The organism is Pedobacter sp. AK017 (assembly GCF_014200825.1).
Lineage (GTDB): Bacteria > Bacteroidota > Bacteroidia > Sphingobacteriales > Sphingobacteriaceae > Pedobacter > Pedobacter heparinus.
Genome location: NZ_JACHCW010000001.1, coordinates 156,093 through 173,170, shown reverse-complemented (window position 1 = coordinate 173,170; position 17,078 = coordinate 156,093). Strand labels below are relative to the sequence as shown.

At 41.6% G+C, this 17,078-nt stretch carries 16 protein-coding genes and 1 tRNA gene; 9 read left to right on the top strand and 8 right to left on the bottom strand.

What is annotated here, in order from left to right; translation table 11 throughout:
• A complete protein-coding gene (locus tag HDC92_RS00790; RefSeq protein WP_183871650.1) occupies positions 1-1,071 on the bottom strand; it encodes a sensor histidine kinase in 1,071 nt (356 codons plus the stop codon).
• 223 nt (positions 1,072-1,294) lie between these two features.
• Between HDC92_RS00790 and HDC92_RS00785 the strand changes: the two genes are divergently transcribed.
• Positions 1,295-1,669, top strand: a complete 375-nt coding sequence (locus HDC92_RS00785) for an NAD(P)H-binding protein (protein ID WP_183871648.1) — start codon at positions 1,295-1,297, stop codon at positions 1,667-1,669.
• Positions 1,670-1,825: 156 nt separating this feature from the next.
• Here the strand turns inward: HDC92_RS00785 and HDC92_RS00780 are convergent.
• The 4 genes from HDC92_RS00780 to HDC92_RS00765 form a co-directional block, all read right to left on the bottom strand.
• Positions 1,826-1,910: transfer RNA gene (locus HDC92_RS00780), tRNA-Ser, on the bottom strand.
• Between the two features lie 94 nt (positions 1,911-2,004).
• A complete protein-coding gene (locus HDC92_RS00775; RefSeq protein WP_015807666.1) occupies positions 2,005-2,997 on the bottom strand; it encodes a YihY/virulence factor BrkB family protein in 993 nt (330 codons plus the stop codon).
• Positions 2,998-3,016: 19 nt separating this feature from the next.
• Positions 3,017-4,063, bottom strand: coding sequence for an endolytic transglycosylase MltG (gene mltG / locus HDC92_RS00770; RefSeq protein WP_015807667.1), 1,047 nt, complete (start codon positions 4,061-4,063; stop codon positions 3,017-3,019).
• A 20-nt stretch (positions 4,064-4,083) separates the two neighbouring features.
• Entirely contained in the window at positions 4,084-4,848 is a 765-nt protein-coding gene (locus HDC92_RS00765; protein ID WP_015807668.1) for a PASTA domain-containing protein, read from the bottom strand.
• 165 nt (positions 4,849-5,013) lie between these two features.
• Between HDC92_RS00765 and HDC92_RS00760 the strand changes: the two genes are divergently transcribed.
• The gene (locus tag HDC92_RS00760; protein WP_015807669.1) at positions 5,014-6,000 is read left to right on the top strand and encodes a D-alanine--D-alanine ligase; all 987 of its coding nucleotides are present in this window, start codon (positions 5,014-5,016) and stop codon (positions 5,998-6,000) included.
• Positions 6,001-6,068: 68 nt separating this feature from the next.
• Here the strand turns inward: HDC92_RS00760 and HDC92_RS00755 are convergent, their stop codons facing one another.
• A complete protein-coding gene (locus HDC92_RS00755; protein WP_183871646.1) occupies positions 6,069-6,839 on the bottom strand; it encodes a DUF3575 domain-containing protein in 771 nt (256 codons plus the stop codon).
• A gap of 127 nt (positions 6,840-6,966) precedes the next feature.
• On the opposite strand from HDC92_RS00755, the gene HDC92_RS00750 reads away from it, so the two are divergent.
• Together HDC92_RS00750 and HDC92_RS00745 are read left to right on the top strand one after the other, a co-directional pair.
• Positions 6,967-7,554 carry a Crp/Fnr family transcriptional regulator gene (locus tag HDC92_RS00750; protein WP_015807671.1) on the top strand — a complete coding sequence of 196 codons (588 nt, stop codon included), beginning with the start codon at positions 6,967-6,969 and terminating at the stop codon, positions 7,552-7,554.
• Positions 7,555-7,612: 58 nt separating this feature from the next.
• The gene (locus tag HDC92_RS00745; RefSeq protein ID WP_015807672.1) at positions 7,613-7,999 is read left to right on the top strand and encodes a hypothetical protein; all 387 of its coding nucleotides are present in this window, start codon (positions 7,613-7,615) and stop codon (positions 7,997-7,999) included.
• Here HDC92_RS00745 and HDC92_RS00740 read toward each other — a convergent pair.
• Both HDC92_RS00740 and HDC92_RS00735 read right to left on the bottom strand, forming a co-directional pair.
• Positions 7,989-9,416, bottom strand: coding sequence for an MATE family efflux transporter (locus tag HDC92_RS00740; protein WP_015807673.1), 1,428 nt, complete (start codon positions 9,414-9,416; stop codon positions 7,989-7,991). The genes HDC92_RS00745 and HDC92_RS00740 overlap by 11 nt on opposite strands.
• 186 nt (positions 9,417-9,602) lie before the next feature.
• Entirely contained in the window at positions 9,603-10,022 is a 420-nt protein-coding gene (locus tag HDC92_RS00735; RefSeq protein ID WP_015807674.1) for an acyl-CoA thioesterase, read from the bottom strand.
• Between the two features lie 121 nt (positions 10,023-10,143).
• Here HDC92_RS00735 and rpsO point away from each other — a divergent pair, with 121 nt between their 5' ends.
• From rpsO to serC, 5 genes are all read left to right on the top strand, one after another.
• Complete coding sequence (rpsO, locus tag HDC92_RS00730; RefSeq protein ID WP_015807675.1) at positions 10,144-10,422, top strand: 30S ribosomal protein S15; 279 nt, start codon at positions 10,144-10,146, stop codon at positions 10,420-10,422.
• Between the two features lie 149 nt (positions 10,423-10,571).
• Positions 10,572-12,722, top strand: coding sequence for a polyribonucleotide nucleotidyltransferase (gene pnp, locus HDC92_RS00725; protein WP_015807676.1), 2,151 nt, complete (start codon positions 10,572-10,574; stop codon positions 12,720-12,722).
• A gap of 156 nt (positions 12,723-12,878) precedes the next feature.
• Entirely contained in the window at positions 12,879-13,553 is a 675-nt protein-coding gene (rpe, locus tag HDC92_RS00720; RefSeq protein ID WP_183871644.1) for a ribulose-phosphate 3-epimerase, read from the top strand.
• Positions 13,554-13,574: 21 nt separating this feature from the next.
• On the top strand, positions 13,575-15,953 hold the full coding sequence (locus HDC92_RS00715) for a TonB-dependent receptor (protein WP_183871642.1): 2,379 nt from the start codon (positions 13,575-13,577) through the stop codon (positions 15,951-15,953).
• Positions 15,954-16,003: 50 nt separating this feature from the next.
• A complete protein-coding gene (gene serC / locus HDC92_RS00710) occupies positions 16,004-17,068 on the top strand; it encodes a 3-phosphoserine/phosphohydroxythreonine transaminase (RefSeq protein ID WP_015807679.1) in 1,065 nt (354 codons plus the stop codon).
• Positions 17,069-17,078: the final 10 nt, after the last annotated feature.

Below are 17,078 nucleotides of genomic sequence, written 5' to 3'. Positions count from 1 at the left end.
TTAGTTTTTATCGTTTACAGTTAATTGAATATTCAATTCGGTAATGAAACAATCATCCTCATCAAACCATTCAAATGAATGCTTATCCGGATATAAAAGTTCCAGTCTTTTTTGAACATTGGATAATCCGATATTGCCTATGGCTACTTTATCCTGTATCATGCTGTGTTCCGGTTTGCTGTTGCTGATTTTCAATATCAGTTCGGCAGGAGAAACATATAATTCTATGTTGATCCATGGTGCATCAACAGTTTCGGCAGCTCCATGCTTAAAGGCATTTTCTACAAGGGGGAGCATCAGTAGCGGAGCAATTTTACAATAGCCGGCATGGTTACTGATATTTACATTGAGCTCAAGGCGGTCTTCGTATCGGATTTGTTCCAGCTTTATGTAATCGTTGAGTACCTCAATGTCCCTTTTGAGCAGCACCTGGTCGGCAGAACATTCATAAAGTACATACCTAAGGATATTGGAAAGGCCAAGAATAATTCCAGGGGCCTTGGGCGAATTGTTTAAGGATAATGCATAGAGATTGTTCAGTGCATTAAAAAGAAAATGAGGGTGTAACTGTCCTTTTAAAAAGTTAAGTTCGGCTTGCAGAACGGCTTGTTTACGTTCATGCCACAAGACAAATAGTTTCAGGGTTACACAAATCCAGGCGACTGAATTGCTCCTTTCTATTGCATTTACGAAATCAACGGGGTTTTTGAGCTGCTCCCACCAGGAGTGACTGATCTTGTCCCAGGTAAAACTACTGTCTCTTGATTTGTAAAACTGATAAACGTAAGGATCAGCAATAAAAACTTCTGTAAGTCTGTACAATACGGCTATAAGAAACATGACCATCAATACAGCGAAAAAAGCCCTGATATATTTACCGCTGAAAAAAAAACGTGGTACTATCCAGTTCACAATAATGTAAAAGTAACCCATGTGAATGGGCAGCAGGATCAGGATCACTTTTGTACCCAGGTTATAACTTCCATAAGCTGTACCATAAATAAAAGTGAGCAGGCTGAATGCAATCAACCAGTACAGAAAATGTTTTACTATCGGGTAATTTATTGTCAAGATTAAGCCAGGTTTACTTTCCGCAAAGTTAAGGTTAAAGGCATTATGTTGTAGATGTTGGTAGATGAAAAGAGGATTTCGTCGATAAATGGCAGATGGTTTTTTGCGGTATTCATTTCCGGGACAGTATTTTCTGGATTGATTTTTTTGAAATGATGATTTGATGATAAACCTTCGCTGCTTTTGAGTTGTTGTTTAGCTATTGTTCATTAAAACTGGATTTATGCACATCATTTTAGGAGGTACTGGAAATATTGGTTCTGCGCTGGCCGGAACTTTACTGGATTTGGGGGAAGCGGTTACGGTAGTTTCCCATGACGAGAAAAAGCGGGCGGAATGGGAGGAGAAGGGGGCAAAGTTTGCCCGGGTGGACGTGCTGAATGTGGAAGGGCTGCGAGAGGTTTTCAATACAGGGGAGCGGCTATTTATGCTGAATCCGCCTGCCGCACCTTCCAGCAATACCGTTGAGGAAGAACAAAAAACGCTGAACGCTATCCTTGCTGCTTTGGAAGGCTCGGGCATTCAAAAGGTGGTAGCTGAATCTACTTATGGCGCCCAGCCGGGAAATGGCCTGGGTGATTTGGAAAAACAACATTGAAGGAATTTATCAGGACCTTATTTTAGCGCAGTGCAGTAGTACAGTTTATGGCGAATAAATGCATAGAGGAAGGAGAAGAATTTAGTTGGTATTGAAGCAAATAGGGCTGTCCGATATCGGGCAGCCCTATTTTTACGAGAAATCATTCTCTTTATGCGGAGAGTGAGGGATTCGAACCCCCGGAGCTATTACACTCAACAGTTTTCAAGACTGCCGCAATCGACCACTCTGCCAACTCTCCGCGACAAAAGTACAAACTCCGTTCGATTCTGCAAACTCTGTTTTGCTTATTTTAGTAAAAAATGGATAAAGGCTTAAAACTGAGAGAGAAAAATTTATCTTTTCTCCGGTTTTTCATCAATTGAGGCCGTTTTTTTGAATAAATTGAAGTTAGGACGGATGATTTTTACACTTCTTTTTGACAGGTCTACACTTGCATTCAGCTCAAAACCGATCAGTAAGATCAAAGAATTCAAGTAAAGCCAGATCATAATTACAATCAATGTACCAATAGAACCATAGATCTTATTGTAGGAACTGAAGTTGTTGATATAAAAAGAAAACCCCCAGATGGTTAGAAAGGCCAGGATGGTAGCCAGCCAGGAGCCTGCACTAAAAAAACGCCATTTTTTGGCATGTGCAGGACCATAACGGTATAAAATAGATATGGTTACAAAATAAAGAATACCCAGCAGCGACCACCTGGTCAGCTTAATCAGGTAAACAATAAAATCGCCTTTGATGTCCAGCCCCGTATCTATATAATTTAAGGCATACTCGCCAATGGCCATTGCAATAATGCATACAATAACCGATAAAGCAATAGTGAGTGTCAATACAATGGCAATTAGCCGCTGTTTTAACCAGGTACGTGTTTCTATAATCAATGAGGATTTATTGAAAGCCATCATCAGGTTGTGTACACCATTGGTTGCAAAAAACAGGGAAAGCAAGAAACCGAAGGATAACAATCCCCGGTTTTGTTTGTGTACAATCTCATCAAGTGTAGCACTAAAGGCATTATAGGCATCGGCCGGCAAAATCAGCATGATCAGCTGCATCAGCTGGTCCTGAAAATGGAACCTTTTGGGAATAAAAGGGATCAGTGTAAATAAAAAGATAATGGCCGGAAAAATAGCCAGCATAAAATTATAAGCCAGGGAAGAGGCTTTGTTTACCAAAGAATCCTTTCCTATCTCTTTAAAAAAAAAACTGGCAACGGTATAAAGGGGCAGGGGACTAAAACCCGGCAGTACGCATACTTTGGTCCAGTCTATAAATAAAGCATAAATCCTGATCTTTAACAGCTGCCGGTGTACCCACTCCATTTACCAAATCTACTTAAATCTACTTGTAAATGTTACGTTTATTTAAGGCTTCTCTGTATTTCCTTGCATTCAGTTCATGCTCCTGCACGGTTACCGCAAAATTATGGTAACCTGAAAAATCTTCTTTTGCACACATGTAGATATAATTGTTCTTTTCCCTGTTCAGCACCGCATCGATGGCATTGATACTCGGCATCATGATGGGGCCTGGGGGCAAGCCTGCATATTTATAGGTATTGTATCTCGATTGTACCTGTAACAGCGAATTGGTTACACGTTTCACCGTAAAATCATCATTGGCAAAAATCACTGTAGGATCGGCCTGCAGCAGTATGCCTTTATTCAGCCTGTTTAAATACAGGCCTGCAATAGTAGGCATTTCTTTGTCATATAAAGCTTCGGCATCTACAATTGAAGCCAGGATAGAAACCTGTATTGGTGTAAGGTTTAAGGCTGCTGCCTTTTGTTTCCGTTCATCATTCCAGAATTTCTCGTATTCTTTATGCATTCTTTCAAAAAAATCCAATGCGGTTATATTCCAGTACATTTCATAGGTATTGGGAATAAACATTACATAGCTGTTGTCTTTATTGAAGCCATATTTCTCTATCAGCGCAGCCGAATCCAGCAGGTTAATGAAGGTTAAAGAGTCTGGCTCCAGGTTACGTGATAAATAGCCAGCAAAGTTTTCCTTCTTCCTTAAGTTCTGGAATTTCAGCTTTACAGGATCCTGGTTGCCCGACTTGAGCATATTGATGATGCTGCGGTTGTTCATACCTTTTGTTAGCTGATAGCGGCCTGGTTTTAAAGCACGTGCCAGTTCCATTTTGGCGGCAGCCTGACTAAAAGTACCTATTTCCGTTAAAATATCCTTACGCCTCAGCTCCTCAAACAGGTCGTCCAGTGTAGCGCCTGTTCTGACATACAGGTATTTCTCTTTTCCTGTAGTATTGGGGGCAAAGTATACTTTATAAAAATTAAATCCAAAATAACCACCCACTACTAAAACAGCCAGCACCAAAGCCAGTATAATTTTGCTTTTAGAAGTTTTCTTTTCGTTTGTCATATACAGAAAGTAATAATCAATTATTTGTTTGAAAGCGTAATGTTTATCAATGTGCCTGCTTTAACTTTTGTTACTGAGTCGGTAGCAAGAGGTGTTTGTTTAACAACAACCGCTGTTGCAGAATCTGTGATCGTCCCTTCGTAAGTAACCATACCCAGGTTTAGCTTGGCACCATTTCTGATCGCAAATATTGCTTCATCTTTTGTTAAACCGATTAATACAGGAATTTCTCTCTCTTCATCCCCCTGGCCATTGCCCAGTACCAGATCAATACGCGAACCTTTAGGTAATTTTTCTCCGGCTTTAATAACCTGACCGCCAAATGAGGCTTGAAGTACATCTGTACTTACATCAGCTTTAAAAGTTGTATCTCCCAATTTAAAACCAAAACTCTCTATCAATGCCTGGGCCTCTCTTAAAGATTTAAATTCGACATCAGGGAATTTTGAATCAGGGGCAAGAGCTGTATTAATGGTCAGGTAAATGGTACGGTTGTCTTTCACAAAGGTATTGGCATTCGGATCCTGATCTACCACAATGCCCGGAGGGGAATCCATGATGTAAACAGAATCGACCTCATAGCGCAGGCCCAGTTCTTCCAGCTTACTTACCGCCTGGGTAAAAGCAAGTCCCTTTAAAGCGGGAACATTCAGTCCCTGTCCATGTTTGGTATAATACCTTAAACTAAAGAACGCAGCCAGTAAAATTACCACAACTGTAAGTATAGCAGCAATAAGGTTATTTCTAAAAGAGGTGGTCTTTAGATAAGTAATGAATTTGCCCATAGCACGATTTGTTTCTTTAAGGTATTGAGGCCAAATTTAGGCTAAAAAAATATTTTATTGGAATTAAAATGACATGCAATTAGTATTTTATATTTTTGGGTTCTATAACAATTGTTATGGTAGACAATTGCCGCCTATACATTAAAAACTACACATGATATTAAGATGAAGAAAAAAATAGCATTACTAACTGGTGGTACTACCGGCGAATGGGTAGTTTCGGTTAAAAGCGCTGCCACTATCGCTCAGAACCTGGATGCCGACAAATTTGATGTATATAAGATTATGCTTACCCAGCAGGGCTGGTTCTATGAGCCTGCCGATTCTGTAAAAATTGAGGTAGACCGTAACGATTTCTCTATTAACCTGAAAGGAAAAAAAGTAAAGTTTGAGGGGGTGTTTATTGCCATACACGGATCGCCGGGCGAAGACGGTAAACTGCAGGGCTATTTTGACATGCTGGGTATACCTTATACTACCTGCGATGCACTGACGTCGGCGGTTACCATGAATAAGGGCTATACAAAGGCCATTGTTGATGGTATAGCGGAGTTGAATATTGCGAAATCGGCACAAATCTTTAAAGGTACCCCTTATAGCCTGGAACAGATAAAAAAAACGCTTAAAGTACCGTATTTTGTTAAACCCAACAACGGCGGAAGCAGCATAGGTATGAGCAAGGTAAACCATCCTGATGATTTGCAGGCCGCAATAGACCGTGCCTTTAAAGAAGATAGTCAGATTTTGATTGAAGAGTTTATTTCGGGAAGGGAGTTTACCATTGGCGTAGTAAAGCTGGACGGTGAAATTACCGTTTTACCGGCTACAGAAGTAGAAACAGCCAAAGAGTTTTTTGATTTTGAAGCCAAATATACACCAGGAGTAGCTACCGAAACTACACCGGCACCTATCAGAAAAGAAACATTGGAGAGGGTAACACAGATTGTTAAAAACGTATATCTGAAACTGAACTGCAGGGGGGTAGTGCGGATAGATTTTATCCTTAACGGAGATGAAGGCGATTTTTACTTCATTGAGATCAATACCATACCTGGCCAAACGGCTACCAGCTTTATTCCGCAACAGGTTGCTGCTGCCGGCATGAAACTGAACGATTTTTATACCAAACTGATCAGAGAAACGATAGGCTGATAAATATATAACCGACAAAAAAAGCGCATATCGTACAATATGCGCTTTTTTTGTCGGTTAATTTAAGCTTAGAACCTGAAGCCGATGCTTAGTCCGCCCCTTAAGCCAGCCCATGGTCCGTCAAAGTCAACTTTTGCACCTTCGCTATCTACGGTATATTTTGTTTTAACCAATGGCAGATCGTCCAGATCAGTCAGGGCATCGCGTAATGCAGCCTGCTCGTCAGAATTCAGACTTTTCTTACCGGAAATACTTCCTGATGAGGTACCATAGTTAGGGCCTAAAATCCACCAGTCAAGATAAACCAGCTTGCTCAGCTTCCACTGTGCACCAAAAAGCACACCACCCGTTAAGGCAGTAATATCGCCGCTCAAAGGCATGGTCTCTGTCCTTGTTGTACCGGCCACATTTACATCAAAAGTAAATGGCCCTTCAGCCGAATAAGTTGCGTACCTTACAAAAGGTGCAATGTAAAAACCCCTGAACCCACCTTTACCCAGGTAAAACCTTACCTCTGGTGTAAGTGCAAAGTTGCCGGTCTTAAAATCTTTAATATTGTTCCAGGTATCGTCGTTGTCGATTGATTTTTCTATAGACGATTTAAAAGGAAGGCTCGATTTAGGTGAAAACCTTAACCCCAAGGCTACTGAGATTTTTGGTGCAATTGCGCGTTCATACTGAAAAGAGTAGTTGTTCAGGAAAATAGCTCCAACATTCCATTTAACCAGGTTTTTGCCAGCTGTTTCTGTACCGTTTTCCTGTGCATTTACCTTTCCGGCAATACAGAAAAATAACAGGATTGATAAAATAATTGAATTTTTAGTAAAGATTTTCTTCATAATAACGCTTTGTTTGTTTGGTTTTTTATCGCCAAAGTTACATTAAATTTACTATACTGTAAATACCCATTAGTAGGTATTTTAAAAATGCTATGTTTAACTTAGCAGGTAACCATTTTGGCTAGCTATGATCATAAAATATCTGTTAAACAATCATTACCCTGTACATACCTATAAAAAGGATGCCGTGATTTACGTACCTGGCGCGCTGCCCAAAGCTGTGTATTTTATTAAAAGCGGCGAGGTAAGGATGGTTACTGTAAATGACGATGGTAAAGAATTTATCCAGGGTATTTTTAAGGCAAACCAGTATTTTGGCGAACCTGCCTTATTGGTAAATAAACCTTATCTGGCCTATACCATTGTTACCAGGGATGCTGAAATCATTGTTGTAAACAAAACAGATTTCTTTAAAATGATTGAGGAAGACCGGGGGTTTAGCATGGAACTGATCAGAACTTTAAGCAACAGGTTATTTTACAAATCTATGATGCTGGAAGAACTGGCCAATGAGCAGGCAGAACACCGCATCAGAACACTGATCAGTTACCTGCTCAGGAACCTTGCAGAAGCTGAGGTGCTGGATATAACAAGGCAGCAGCTGGCCGATATGAGCGGTTTAAGGGTAGAAACAGTAATCCGTCTGGTTAAAAAACTGGCTGCACAGAAAGAGCTGAAGCTGATTAAAGGAAAGATCGTAAAAACCGGAATATGATCTGGATCATAAATTAACTATGATATCTGCCGTATTTTTGTATGAAAATATGAAGTTTATGAAACCGATATCAAAATTACAGGCAGTTATTGAATGCAAATGTCCGAGATGTAGGGAGGGAGCTATATTTTCCGGTAAAATATATTCTTTTAAAGGGCAGGTTACAAACGAGTATTGTTCGGTATGTAACCTGCGCTTCGAGCGGGAGCCCGGGTTTTTCTATGTAGCCATGTTCATCAGCTATGCGATGAACGTAGCAGAGATGATCAGCATTAGTGTGGCTACTTACGTGCTGGGTATCGATCTGGTATACGAAAACTTGTGGATATATGTAGGTATTATCCTGCTGGGCGTATTTTTATTTGCCCCTTTTAACTACCGTTATTCACGCGTTTTTCTTTTACACTGGCTAACCCCTGGTTTAGGGTATGCGCCTAAACCTTAACTGTTTTCCATTTCCCTCTCCTGAACAGGATGAAACCGGCAAGGGCAATTCCCGTTTCCGCCACCGGAATAGCAATAAATACGCCGGTTGGGCCCATGTCAAAGTGTTTGGCCAAAACATAGGCCAGGGGAATCTGGAACAACCAGAAGCCAAAAAAGTTGACCCAGGTAGGTGTCCAGGTATCGCCGGCACCATTAAAAGTACTGATCAGCACCATACCCATGCCGTAGCAAATGTAACCAAGGCTCATGATCTGCAAGGCGTTTATGGCTACATCTTGTATCAGCACATCATTGCTGAAAAAAGAGATGAAAAACCTGCCGCCAATAAAAGTAAAAGCCATTACCATTAACATATATATAATAATGTATTTGGCAGTTTTCATGACCGACTGTTCAGCGCGTTCCAGCTGTTTGGCACCGAGGTTCTGACCTACCAGTGTAGCAGCCGCATTGCTCATGCCCCAGGCTGGCAGCATAAAGAACATCATTAACCTTAAGGCCGTCTGATAGCCTGCCGAACCGTGGTCTCCCCCGGTTGTAGCCACTAGCTGTGCTAAAAATATCCAGCTGCAGGAGGCGATCACAAACTGGAATATACCAGGTGTGGCAATTTTTAACAAGGCTTTTATCTGCTCCCAGTGTGGTTTTAAATAAGCCAGTTTGATCTTTAATACCCCGCTGCCTTTAAATAAATGGTACAGCTGGTAACAAACACCTATGCCCCGGCCCATGGAGGTAGCCATGGCAGCGCCTGTTAATCCAAATGCAGGTACGGGGCCAAATCCATTGATCAGTACAGGACATAAAATGATGTTGGCAATATTGGCGATCCATAAGCTTTTCATGGCTATGGCAGCATTACCCGCACCGCGGAATATGCCGTTGATCAGGAACAGCAATACAATGATCACACTTCCACCCATCATGATGCGCATAAAAGTAGTACCATGATCGGCTGTTTCTACCGAAGCCCCCATCAGCAACAGGATTTCCCGGGCATAAATAAAACCGGCAATACTGATCAGTATGTTAAAAAATACGGCGATAAAGATGGCCTGCATACCCGCTTTTCCGGCGGCTTCCGGGTCTTTTTCGCCAACCCTGCGGGCCACTACCGCGGTAGCAGCCATGCTCATACCTATGGCCAGCGAGTAAATAACGGTGAGTACCGATTCTGTTAAACCTACCGTTTGGATGGCATGGCTGCTGTTGTGCAGGTGACCTACAAAATAGAGGTCTACCAATGCAAAAACAGACTCCATCGCCATTTCCAACATCATAGGGATGGCAAGTAAAAGCACGGCGCGGCGCATACTGCCCTGTGTAAAGTCGAGCTCTTCACCTTTAAGGGCCTGTTTTAAAAGAATAAAAATTTGAGATAGCTTGCCCATGGAAGCTGTTTTCTGTTTTGACATAAAAAATGGGAAAAATAAAATATAAACCGTTTATCAGCATTGATATGCTGATTTTGATGTTTGCGGGAAGGGAGGAGCCCTCGGTACTTAGAACCTTAAACGGACTGCAAAGATCTTCATCGTTTTTGCGGTTATGTTATCCGGCAAATATAAATCTTTTTCTGAGAAAATAAATAATATTAGCATTTAAATGCTGTAGGCAATGATCATTTCGTCATTCACTTTGCAGCCCTTACCAGTTGCGGTATCAATCATCACATAATCGAACCAGCCATCGGCTGCAATTTTGCGGGTCCGTTTGTTTTCAATTTCAAACTGTACCCGGCAGCCTTTTTCGTTGATGGTAAGAATACCTGTACGGATCAGGATAATGTCACCAAGGATAAGCGGGCGTTTAAAATCAACCAGGGCAGTACGTACAACCCAGCCAAATCCGCTTTCCAGGAAAGATTCCATTGGCATTTTATAAAATTCGGCCATCTGTTCATACCTTGCAGCAAGCACATAGTCGAAATACCTGCTGTTGTGTACATGGTTAAACATGTCTATGTCGTCAGGCCGTACTTTTAACTCGGTTTCAAATATACTGTACTGGTTTTTTTCCATAGATCAGGATTGATTTTACAAACATAAGATTTAGAATTTACTTATACTTGCTAATCACTAAAACATACCGTATCTTTGCGCTCAATTAATTAATTTATAAACACTTTAGTATCATTCAAGAATGTATTTAAGTAAAGAAGTAAAAGCCGATATTTTTAAAAAACACGGCGAAGTAGAAACAAACACGGGTTCTGCAGAAGGTCAGGTAGCGTTATTTACATATCGTATTGCGCACTTAACAGAGCATTTAAAGAAAAATCGTAAAGATTTCTCTACTCAGTTAGCACTACAAAAATTAGTAGGTAAACGCCGTGGTATTTTGGCTTACCTGTTTAAAAAAGATATTGAGCGTTATCGTGCTATCATCAAGAACTTAGGTTTAAGGGATATCATTAAATAAAGAGCTTTTATCAGGAAAAGCCATTCTTTAAGGATGGCTTTTTATTTTTATAATAAAATTGTTTGTTTTTATCTTAAGTTTGAAAAACAAAAAAAACATATATAAACAAGGTGTGTAGAAAGAGGAAAACATACCACAACTATTATTAAATGAATGTAATAAAAAAATCGTTCGATCTGGGCGATGGAAGAACAATCGAAATTGAAACAGGAAAACTGGCCAAACAGGCTGATGGTGCTGTTGTTGTTAAAATGGGTGACACCATGCTTTTAGCTACTGTAGTTTCTACTGTAGGTGCTAAAGCTGGGGTTGATTTTTTACCTTTATCGGTAGATTACCAGGAGAAATATGCAGCCGCAGGGCGTATACCTGGTGGTTTCCTTCGCCGCGAGGCCAGGTTGTCTGACTATGAAGTTTTAATTTCACGTTTGGTAGACCGTGCTTTACGTCCGATGTTCCCTGAAGATTATCACTCCGATACCCAGGTGATGATCTCCCTGATCTCTTCTGATAAAAATATAATGCCTGATTGTTTGGCTGGTTTAGCTGCTTCGGCTGCTATTGCGGTTTCAGATATCCCTTTCAATGGACCAATTTCTGAGGTACGTGTGGCCAGAATTGATGGTAAATTTGTGATCAATCCTTATGTGACTGATTTAGAGCGTGCTGACATAGAATTCCTGGTTGCCGGTACAGAGAAAGACATCGTAATGGTAGAAGGTGAGTGTAATGAGATTTCTGAAACTGAAATGGTTGAAGCAATCGAGTTTGCACACAAAGCGATCGTGATCCAGGTTCAGGCACAAAAAGAACTGGCTGAACTGGTGGGTAAAACTGTTAAACGTGAGTATTCTCATGAAGACAGCAACCCTGAGTTAAAAGAACAGGTTTATGCCGCTACTTATGATAAAGTATATGCCATTGCAAAAAGCAACACCAGTAAAGGTGAAAGAGGTGATGCTTTTGGTCAGGTGCTGATGGATTTCATTGCTACATTAGGCGAAGAAATTGATGACGTAACCGGCTTTTTGGCTAAAAAATATTTCCACGATGTTCAATATGACGCCATCCGTAACCTGGTACTGGATGAAGGTATCCGTTTAGATGGCCGTGATGTACGTACAGTGCGCCCAATCTGGAGTGAAGTTGGTTATTTGCCTGCTGCACACGGGTCTGCAGTGTTTACACGTGGTGAAACCCAATCTTTAACTACGGTTACACTGGGTTCTAAAGATGATGAACAAATGATTGATGGTGCTTTTATTAATGGATACAATAAATTCTTATTGCACTACAATTTTCCTGGTTTCTCGACTGGTGAAGTTCGCCCGAACAGGGGTGCAGGCCGTCGCGAGATTGGTCACGGTAACCTGGCTATGCGTTCTTTGAAAAAGGTATTGCCCGGACTGGAAGAAAATCCTTATACCATACGTATTGTTTCTGATATCCTGGAATCTAATGGTTCTTCGTCAATGGCAACTGTTTGCGCAGGTACTTTAGCACTGATGGATGCCGGTGTGAAAATCAAGGCGCCTGTTTCGGGTATTGCTATGGGATTGATCACCGACGAGAAAAGTGGTAAATATGCTATCCTTTCGGATATTTTAGGTGATGAAGATCATTTAGGAGATATGGACTTCAAAGTTACCGGTACTGAAAAAGGCATTGTTGCCTGCCAGATGGACCTAAAGATCAATGGCTTGAAGTGGGAAGTGTTAACCAATGCTTTAAACCAGGCTAAAGAAGCACGTTTACACATCTTAAACGAGATGAAAAAAACGATTGCTGCACCACGTGAGGATTACAAAGCACATGCACCACGTATTGTTTCACTGAGCATCGACAAAGAATTTATTGGTGCGGTAATTGGGCCAGGCGGTAAAATTATACAGGAAATGCAACGCGAAACCGGCGCTACCATCTCTATTGAAGAAGTGGGCAACAAAGGCATCGTTGAAATTTTTGCTGACAATAAGGCTGCTATTGATGCTGCTGTTGGCCGCATTAACGCAATTGCTGCAAAACCGGAAATTGGTGCCACTTACCAGGGTAAAGTAAAATCTATTATGCCGTTTGGTGCTTTTGTAGAGATCATGCCGGGTAAAGATGGCTTACTGCACATTTCTGAAATAGACTGGACACGTTTGGAAACGATGGACGGTGTGTTTAAAGAAGGTGATAAGGTTGAAGTTAAGCTCCTGGATGTGGATAAACAAGGTAAAATGAAGCTTTCCAGAAAAGCCTTATTGCCGCGTCCGCCAAAACCTGAAGCTGCAGCTGCTACTGAAAATAAAGCATAGTTTTTAAAGACAGATATAAAGGCCCCGCAATTTGTGGGGCCTTTTTTATTTACACGGGTTATTTACTTATCTTTACAGAAACGCAAACCGCAGATCAGAAATGGCTGGCAGGCGGTATTGTAACCTCAGATCTTAAATTGTAAATCGTCAATAAAAATGTCCCATCTAATTGCCCCTTCCGTACTTTCAGCAGATTTTGCCAACCTGCAGCGCGATATTGAAATGATCAACGCCAGTGCGGCCGACTGGTTTCATGTGGATATAATGGATGGTGTGTTTGTGCCTAACATTTCATTTGGCTTTCCGGTAATGGAAGCCATAAAACGATACGCTGAAAAACCATTAGATGTGCATTTGATGATCGTAAACCCTGATCAGTACATCGAACGTTTTGCTTCTGCCGGTGCCGCGATGATTACGGTGCATTATGAGGCCTGTACCCATTTACACAGAACTGTGCAGGCCATTCATGCTACAGGCTGCAGGGCCGGGGTAGCGCTTAACCCGCATACACCTGTCAGCCTGTTGAAAGACCTGCTTACCGATCTGGATATGGTGCTGATCATGTCCGTAAATCCGGGTTTTGGCGGGCAACAGTTCATCCCAAATTCCTTAAATAAAATTTCTGAACTGCGAAAAATGGCATCAGCAGTAAATCCAGATCTGCTGATAGAAGTTGATGGTGGTGTGGGGCTGCACAATACAGCTGCTTTATTGCAGGCCGGGGCCGATGTACTGGTTGCAGGAAACGCTATTTTTGCAGCTGCATCACCTGCCGGTATGATTGCCGAACTTAAACAGATTGAGGGTGGGCTAGTGCAGAGGGCTTAATGTAATTAAAACGATGGTTTAATGCTCAAAACTTGCCTGCTTGTCTTTGTCGTTTTGCTCGGTTTTGGCAAAGCTGTCGCACAGCCCCTGATAAAAATATCGGGGCTGGTTACAGATGAGTTGGGTAAATCCTTACAGCAGGTAACTGTTACTGTAATAGGACAAAGCCAGTCTACCATAACTGACGAACAGGGAGCCTATAACATCTATTCTAAAAGTAAAATATTTACCCTGAAATATACGCTGTTGGGATATAACCCCATATTGGTCAGTATCAAACAGGACAAGGCCGGAAGGGTTACACAACATGTTGTAATGCGTATAAATCCAAATGAACTGGAACAGGTGACCATTACCAATAAACAAAACCAGCTGAGCAACAGTACGCTCATTAACCTAACGGACGCGGCTGCTATGCCTTCGGTATCGGGAAATTTCGAAGCTGTTTTAAAAACTTTACCAGGCGTATCACCCAATAATGAGCTGAGCGCACAATATAGCGTGCGCGGCGGTAGTTTTGACGAGAACCTGGTGTATGTTAACGATGTAGAGATCAGCAGGCCTGTGCTGGTTCGCAATGCACAGCAAGAGGGCCTGAGCTTTATCAATACTGATCTCCTGAGTTCAGCAAAGTTCTCGGCCGGGGGATTTGAAGCCAGATATGGCGATAAGCTGTCCTCTGTACTGGATGTAAAATATGACAGGCCCGACAGCAGTTCGGCTGCAGTAAGCGCTGGCTTGCTTGGCCTGGCATTCAGTTCAAAAATTGTAAGCCCGAACAGCTACCTGCTTACCGGAATACGGTACAAGAACAATACTGGAATATTGAACAGCCAGGACAACAAGGGGGTTTATACACCAAGTTTTACGGATGTGCAGTTGCTATATAATTATAATTTATCGTCAAGGTTCAGTTTAAGTTTGCTGGGCAATTACAATAGTGGCAGGTTTAAACTGATCCCGGAAAGCAGGGAAACTGAATTTGGTACTGCCGATACAAAATTACGTCTGAATGTAGATTATGAGGGGGAAGAAAAGGACAATTACCAGTCGGCCGGTGCTGCAATAACCTTAAAATTTACCCCCAGGCCAGATTATGTGATCAAATGGATCAGCAGTTATTTCAAAACAGACGAAAAAGAGCACATTGACATAGCGGGCTGGTATTTGTTTGACAAAGATGATGGTCCGTCCACTTCAAAGGAAAGCAGTATAGGTGGTTACATCAATTATGCCATGAACAAGCTTACTTCACAAAATTTTAGTACAGAACTGAAGGCCGACCAGACCTTTAAGAACCATACTTTTTCCTGGGGCCTGAGGTTCGAAAACAAGGATTACAACGATGACCTGAATGAGTACAGCCTGATTGATTCAGCTGGTTACATCGCCAATCAGCAGGTACATAATTTTTACCAGAACAACAGTGTAGCTGTTAAAAACAAGCTGGCCATTCAGTATTACACGGCTTATATGCAGGACAGTTACCGCTTGTCGGCCAATACGGACCTGCAACTGGGGCTAAGAGCGGGGTATAACAGTCTGAGTACCCAGTTTTTACTGAGTCCAAGGCTTTTGCTGGCCTACCGTCCCGCGAACAACAGAAAAATCTTTCGTTTTAGTGCAGGGGTTTATCAGCAGGCGCCCGACTACAGGAGTATACGCGACTTTAATGGTATGTTGAACTTACATCAGAAGGCACAGCGCTCGTACAATACTTCGGCAGGTCTGGACTATGCATTTGATGCCCTGGGTACACGCTTAAAGTTCAGTTCTGAGCTCTATTTTAAATATCTGGACAGGCTGGTACCTTATATGATGGACAATGTACGGGTGAAATACCTGGCCGAGGAAGTGGCAACCGGCTATACTTATGGAGCTGATTTTAACATTGGTGGTGAGTTTGTAAAGGACCTGCTGTCGTATTTCAGGATTTCTTTTATGAAGTCGGCCCAGGACCTGAAAAACGATGGGCTGGGTTACCTGAAACGACCCGCGGATCAGCGTGTAAACTTTTCTGCATACTTTCAGGACAGGCTGTTGAACAGTCCGGCCTACAAAGTACACCTCACTTTGCTTTATGGCGCTAAACTGCCCGTGGGTTCGCCACTGCTGCAGAGGTATTCTGACGATTTTCACATCCCGGCCTATAAGCGGCTGGATATTGGTTTCTCTAAAGATTTTTTAGATGATTTTAATGTAAAAAAATCAGGTTTTTTAGAGAAATATTTTAGTTCGTTTACAGCCAGCGTTGAAGTATTTAATTTGTTGAATATCAATAATACAGTTTCTTATTTATGGTTGAAAGATCTGGATAACGTACAATATGCTGTGCCTAACTACTTAACCGGCAGGCGGCTTAATGTGAAATTGGTGATCAAGTTTAAAAAATCGAAATGATAAACGACATAAAACTGTTACATTTACACGCAATAAATATAGTATAAAAGATGAGACACAATTTCGGCGCAGGCCCATGTATTTTACCTCAGGAAGTATTTAAACAAGCATCACAGGCGGTATTGGATTTTAAAGATGGTTTATCCATTCTGGAAATCTCTCACCGTACTCCTGAATTTGAAGCGGTTGTAGATGAAACCGTAAAACTGGTTAAGGAATTAATGAACGTGCCATCGGGATACTCGGTAGTATTGTTACAAGGTGGTGCCAGTTTACAGTTTGCGATGGTTCCTATGAATCTACTGCCTCAGGGCGGTACTGCAGCTTACCTGGAAACCGGTGTTTGGGCCAACAAGGCAATTAAAGAAGTGAAAACTTTTGGAACAGCTAATATTGTAGCCTCTTCTAAAGCGGATAACTTTACTTTTGTTCCTAAAGATTATACCATTCCTGAAGACAGTGCTTATTTTCACTGCACTTCAAACAATACGATCTACGGAACTGAACTGTTCAGTTTCCCGGAAACCAGTGTGCCTTTAGTTTGTGACATGTCGTCCGACATTATGAGCAGGGTAATTGATGTTTCTAAGTTTGACCTGATCTATGCGGGTGCACAGAAAAACATTGGCCCGGCTGGTTTGACCATTGCCATTGTTAAAGATGAGATTTTAGGTAAATCGGGTAGAAGTATTCCTTCTATGCTGGATTATAAAGTTCATATTGATGGTGGTTCTATGTACAATACCCCGCCGGTATTTTCTATCTATGTGGCCATGCTGAACCTGAGATGGTTAAAATCTAAGGGTGGAGTTGCCGAGATTGAGAAAGAAAACATCGCTAAAGCAAAGGCTTTGTATGCTGAAATTGACAGAAATCCTTTATTTAAAGGTACCTGTGCAGTGGAGGATCGTTCAAGAATGAATATTTGTTTTGTAATGGAAAACCCTGAGCTTGAAAAGCCATTCCTGAAATTTGCTGAAGAAAATGGTGTTGAAGGGATTAAAGGCCATAGAAGTGTAGGTGGTTTCAGGGCTTCAATGTACAATGCATTGCCAATTACAAGCGTACATGCTTTAATAGAATTAATGCAGATTTTTGCAGAGAAACACCAATAACATATATATT

Bases quoted from the DNA above. Each gene is read 5' to 3' on its own strand.
- HDC92_RS00735 (WP_015807674.1), bottom strand. From the start codon at position 10,022: ATGGAAAAAAACCAGTACAGTATATTTGAAACCGAGTTAAAAGTACGG.
- pnp (WP_015807676.1), top strand. From the start codon at position 10,572: ATGAATGTAATAAAAAAATCGTTCGATCTGGGCGATGGAAGAACAATC.
- HDC92_RS00740 (WP_015807673.1), bottom strand. From the start codon at position 9,416: ATGTCAAAACAGAAAACAGCTTCCATGGGCAAGCTATCTCAAATTTTT.
- HDC92_RS00750 (WP_015807671.1), top strand. From the start codon at position 6,967: ATGATCATAAAATATCTGTTAAACAATCATTACCCTGTACATACCTAT.
- HDC92_RS00785 (WP_183871648.1), top strand. From the start codon at position 1,295: ATGCACATCATTTTAGGAGGTACTGGAAATATTGGTTCTGCGCTGGCC.
- rpsO (WP_015807675.1), top strand. From the start codon at position 10,144: ATGTATTTAAGTAAAGAAGTAAAAGCCGATATTTTTAAAAAACACGGC.
- mltG (WP_015807667.1), bottom strand. From the start codon at position 4,063: ATGACAAACGAAAAGAAAACTTCTAAAAGCAAAATTATACTGGCTTTG.
- rpe (WP_183871644.1), top strand. From the start codon at position 12,879: ATGTCCCATCTAATTGCCCCTTCCGTACTTTCAGCAGATTTTGCCAAC.
- HDC92_RS00765 (WP_015807668.1), bottom strand. From the start codon at position 4,848: ATGGGCAAATTCATTACTTATCTAAAGACCACCTCTTTTAGAAATAAC.
- HDC92_RS00775 (WP_015807666.1), bottom strand. From the start codon at position 2,997: ATGGAGTGGGTACACCGGCAGCTGTTAAAGATCAGGATTTATGCTTTA.
- serC (WP_015807679.1), top strand. From the start codon at position 16,004: ATGAGACACAATTTCGGCGCAGGCCCATGTATTTTACCTCAGGAAGTA.
- HDC92_RS00760 (WP_015807669.1), top strand. From the start codon at position 5,014: ATGAAGAAAAAAATAGCATTACTAACTGGTGGTACTACCGGCGAATGG.
- HDC92_RS00715 (WP_183871642.1), top strand. From the start codon at position 13,575: ATGCTCAAAACTTGCCTGCTTGTCTTTGTCGTTTTGCTCGGTTTTGGC.
- HDC92_RS00755 (WP_183871646.1), bottom strand. From the start codon at position 6,839: ATGAAGAAAATCTTTACTAAAAATTCAATTATTTTATCAATCCTGTTA.
- HDC92_RS00745 (WP_015807672.1), top strand. From the start codon at position 7,613: ATGAAACCGATATCAAAATTACAGGCAGTTATTGAATGCAAATGTCCG.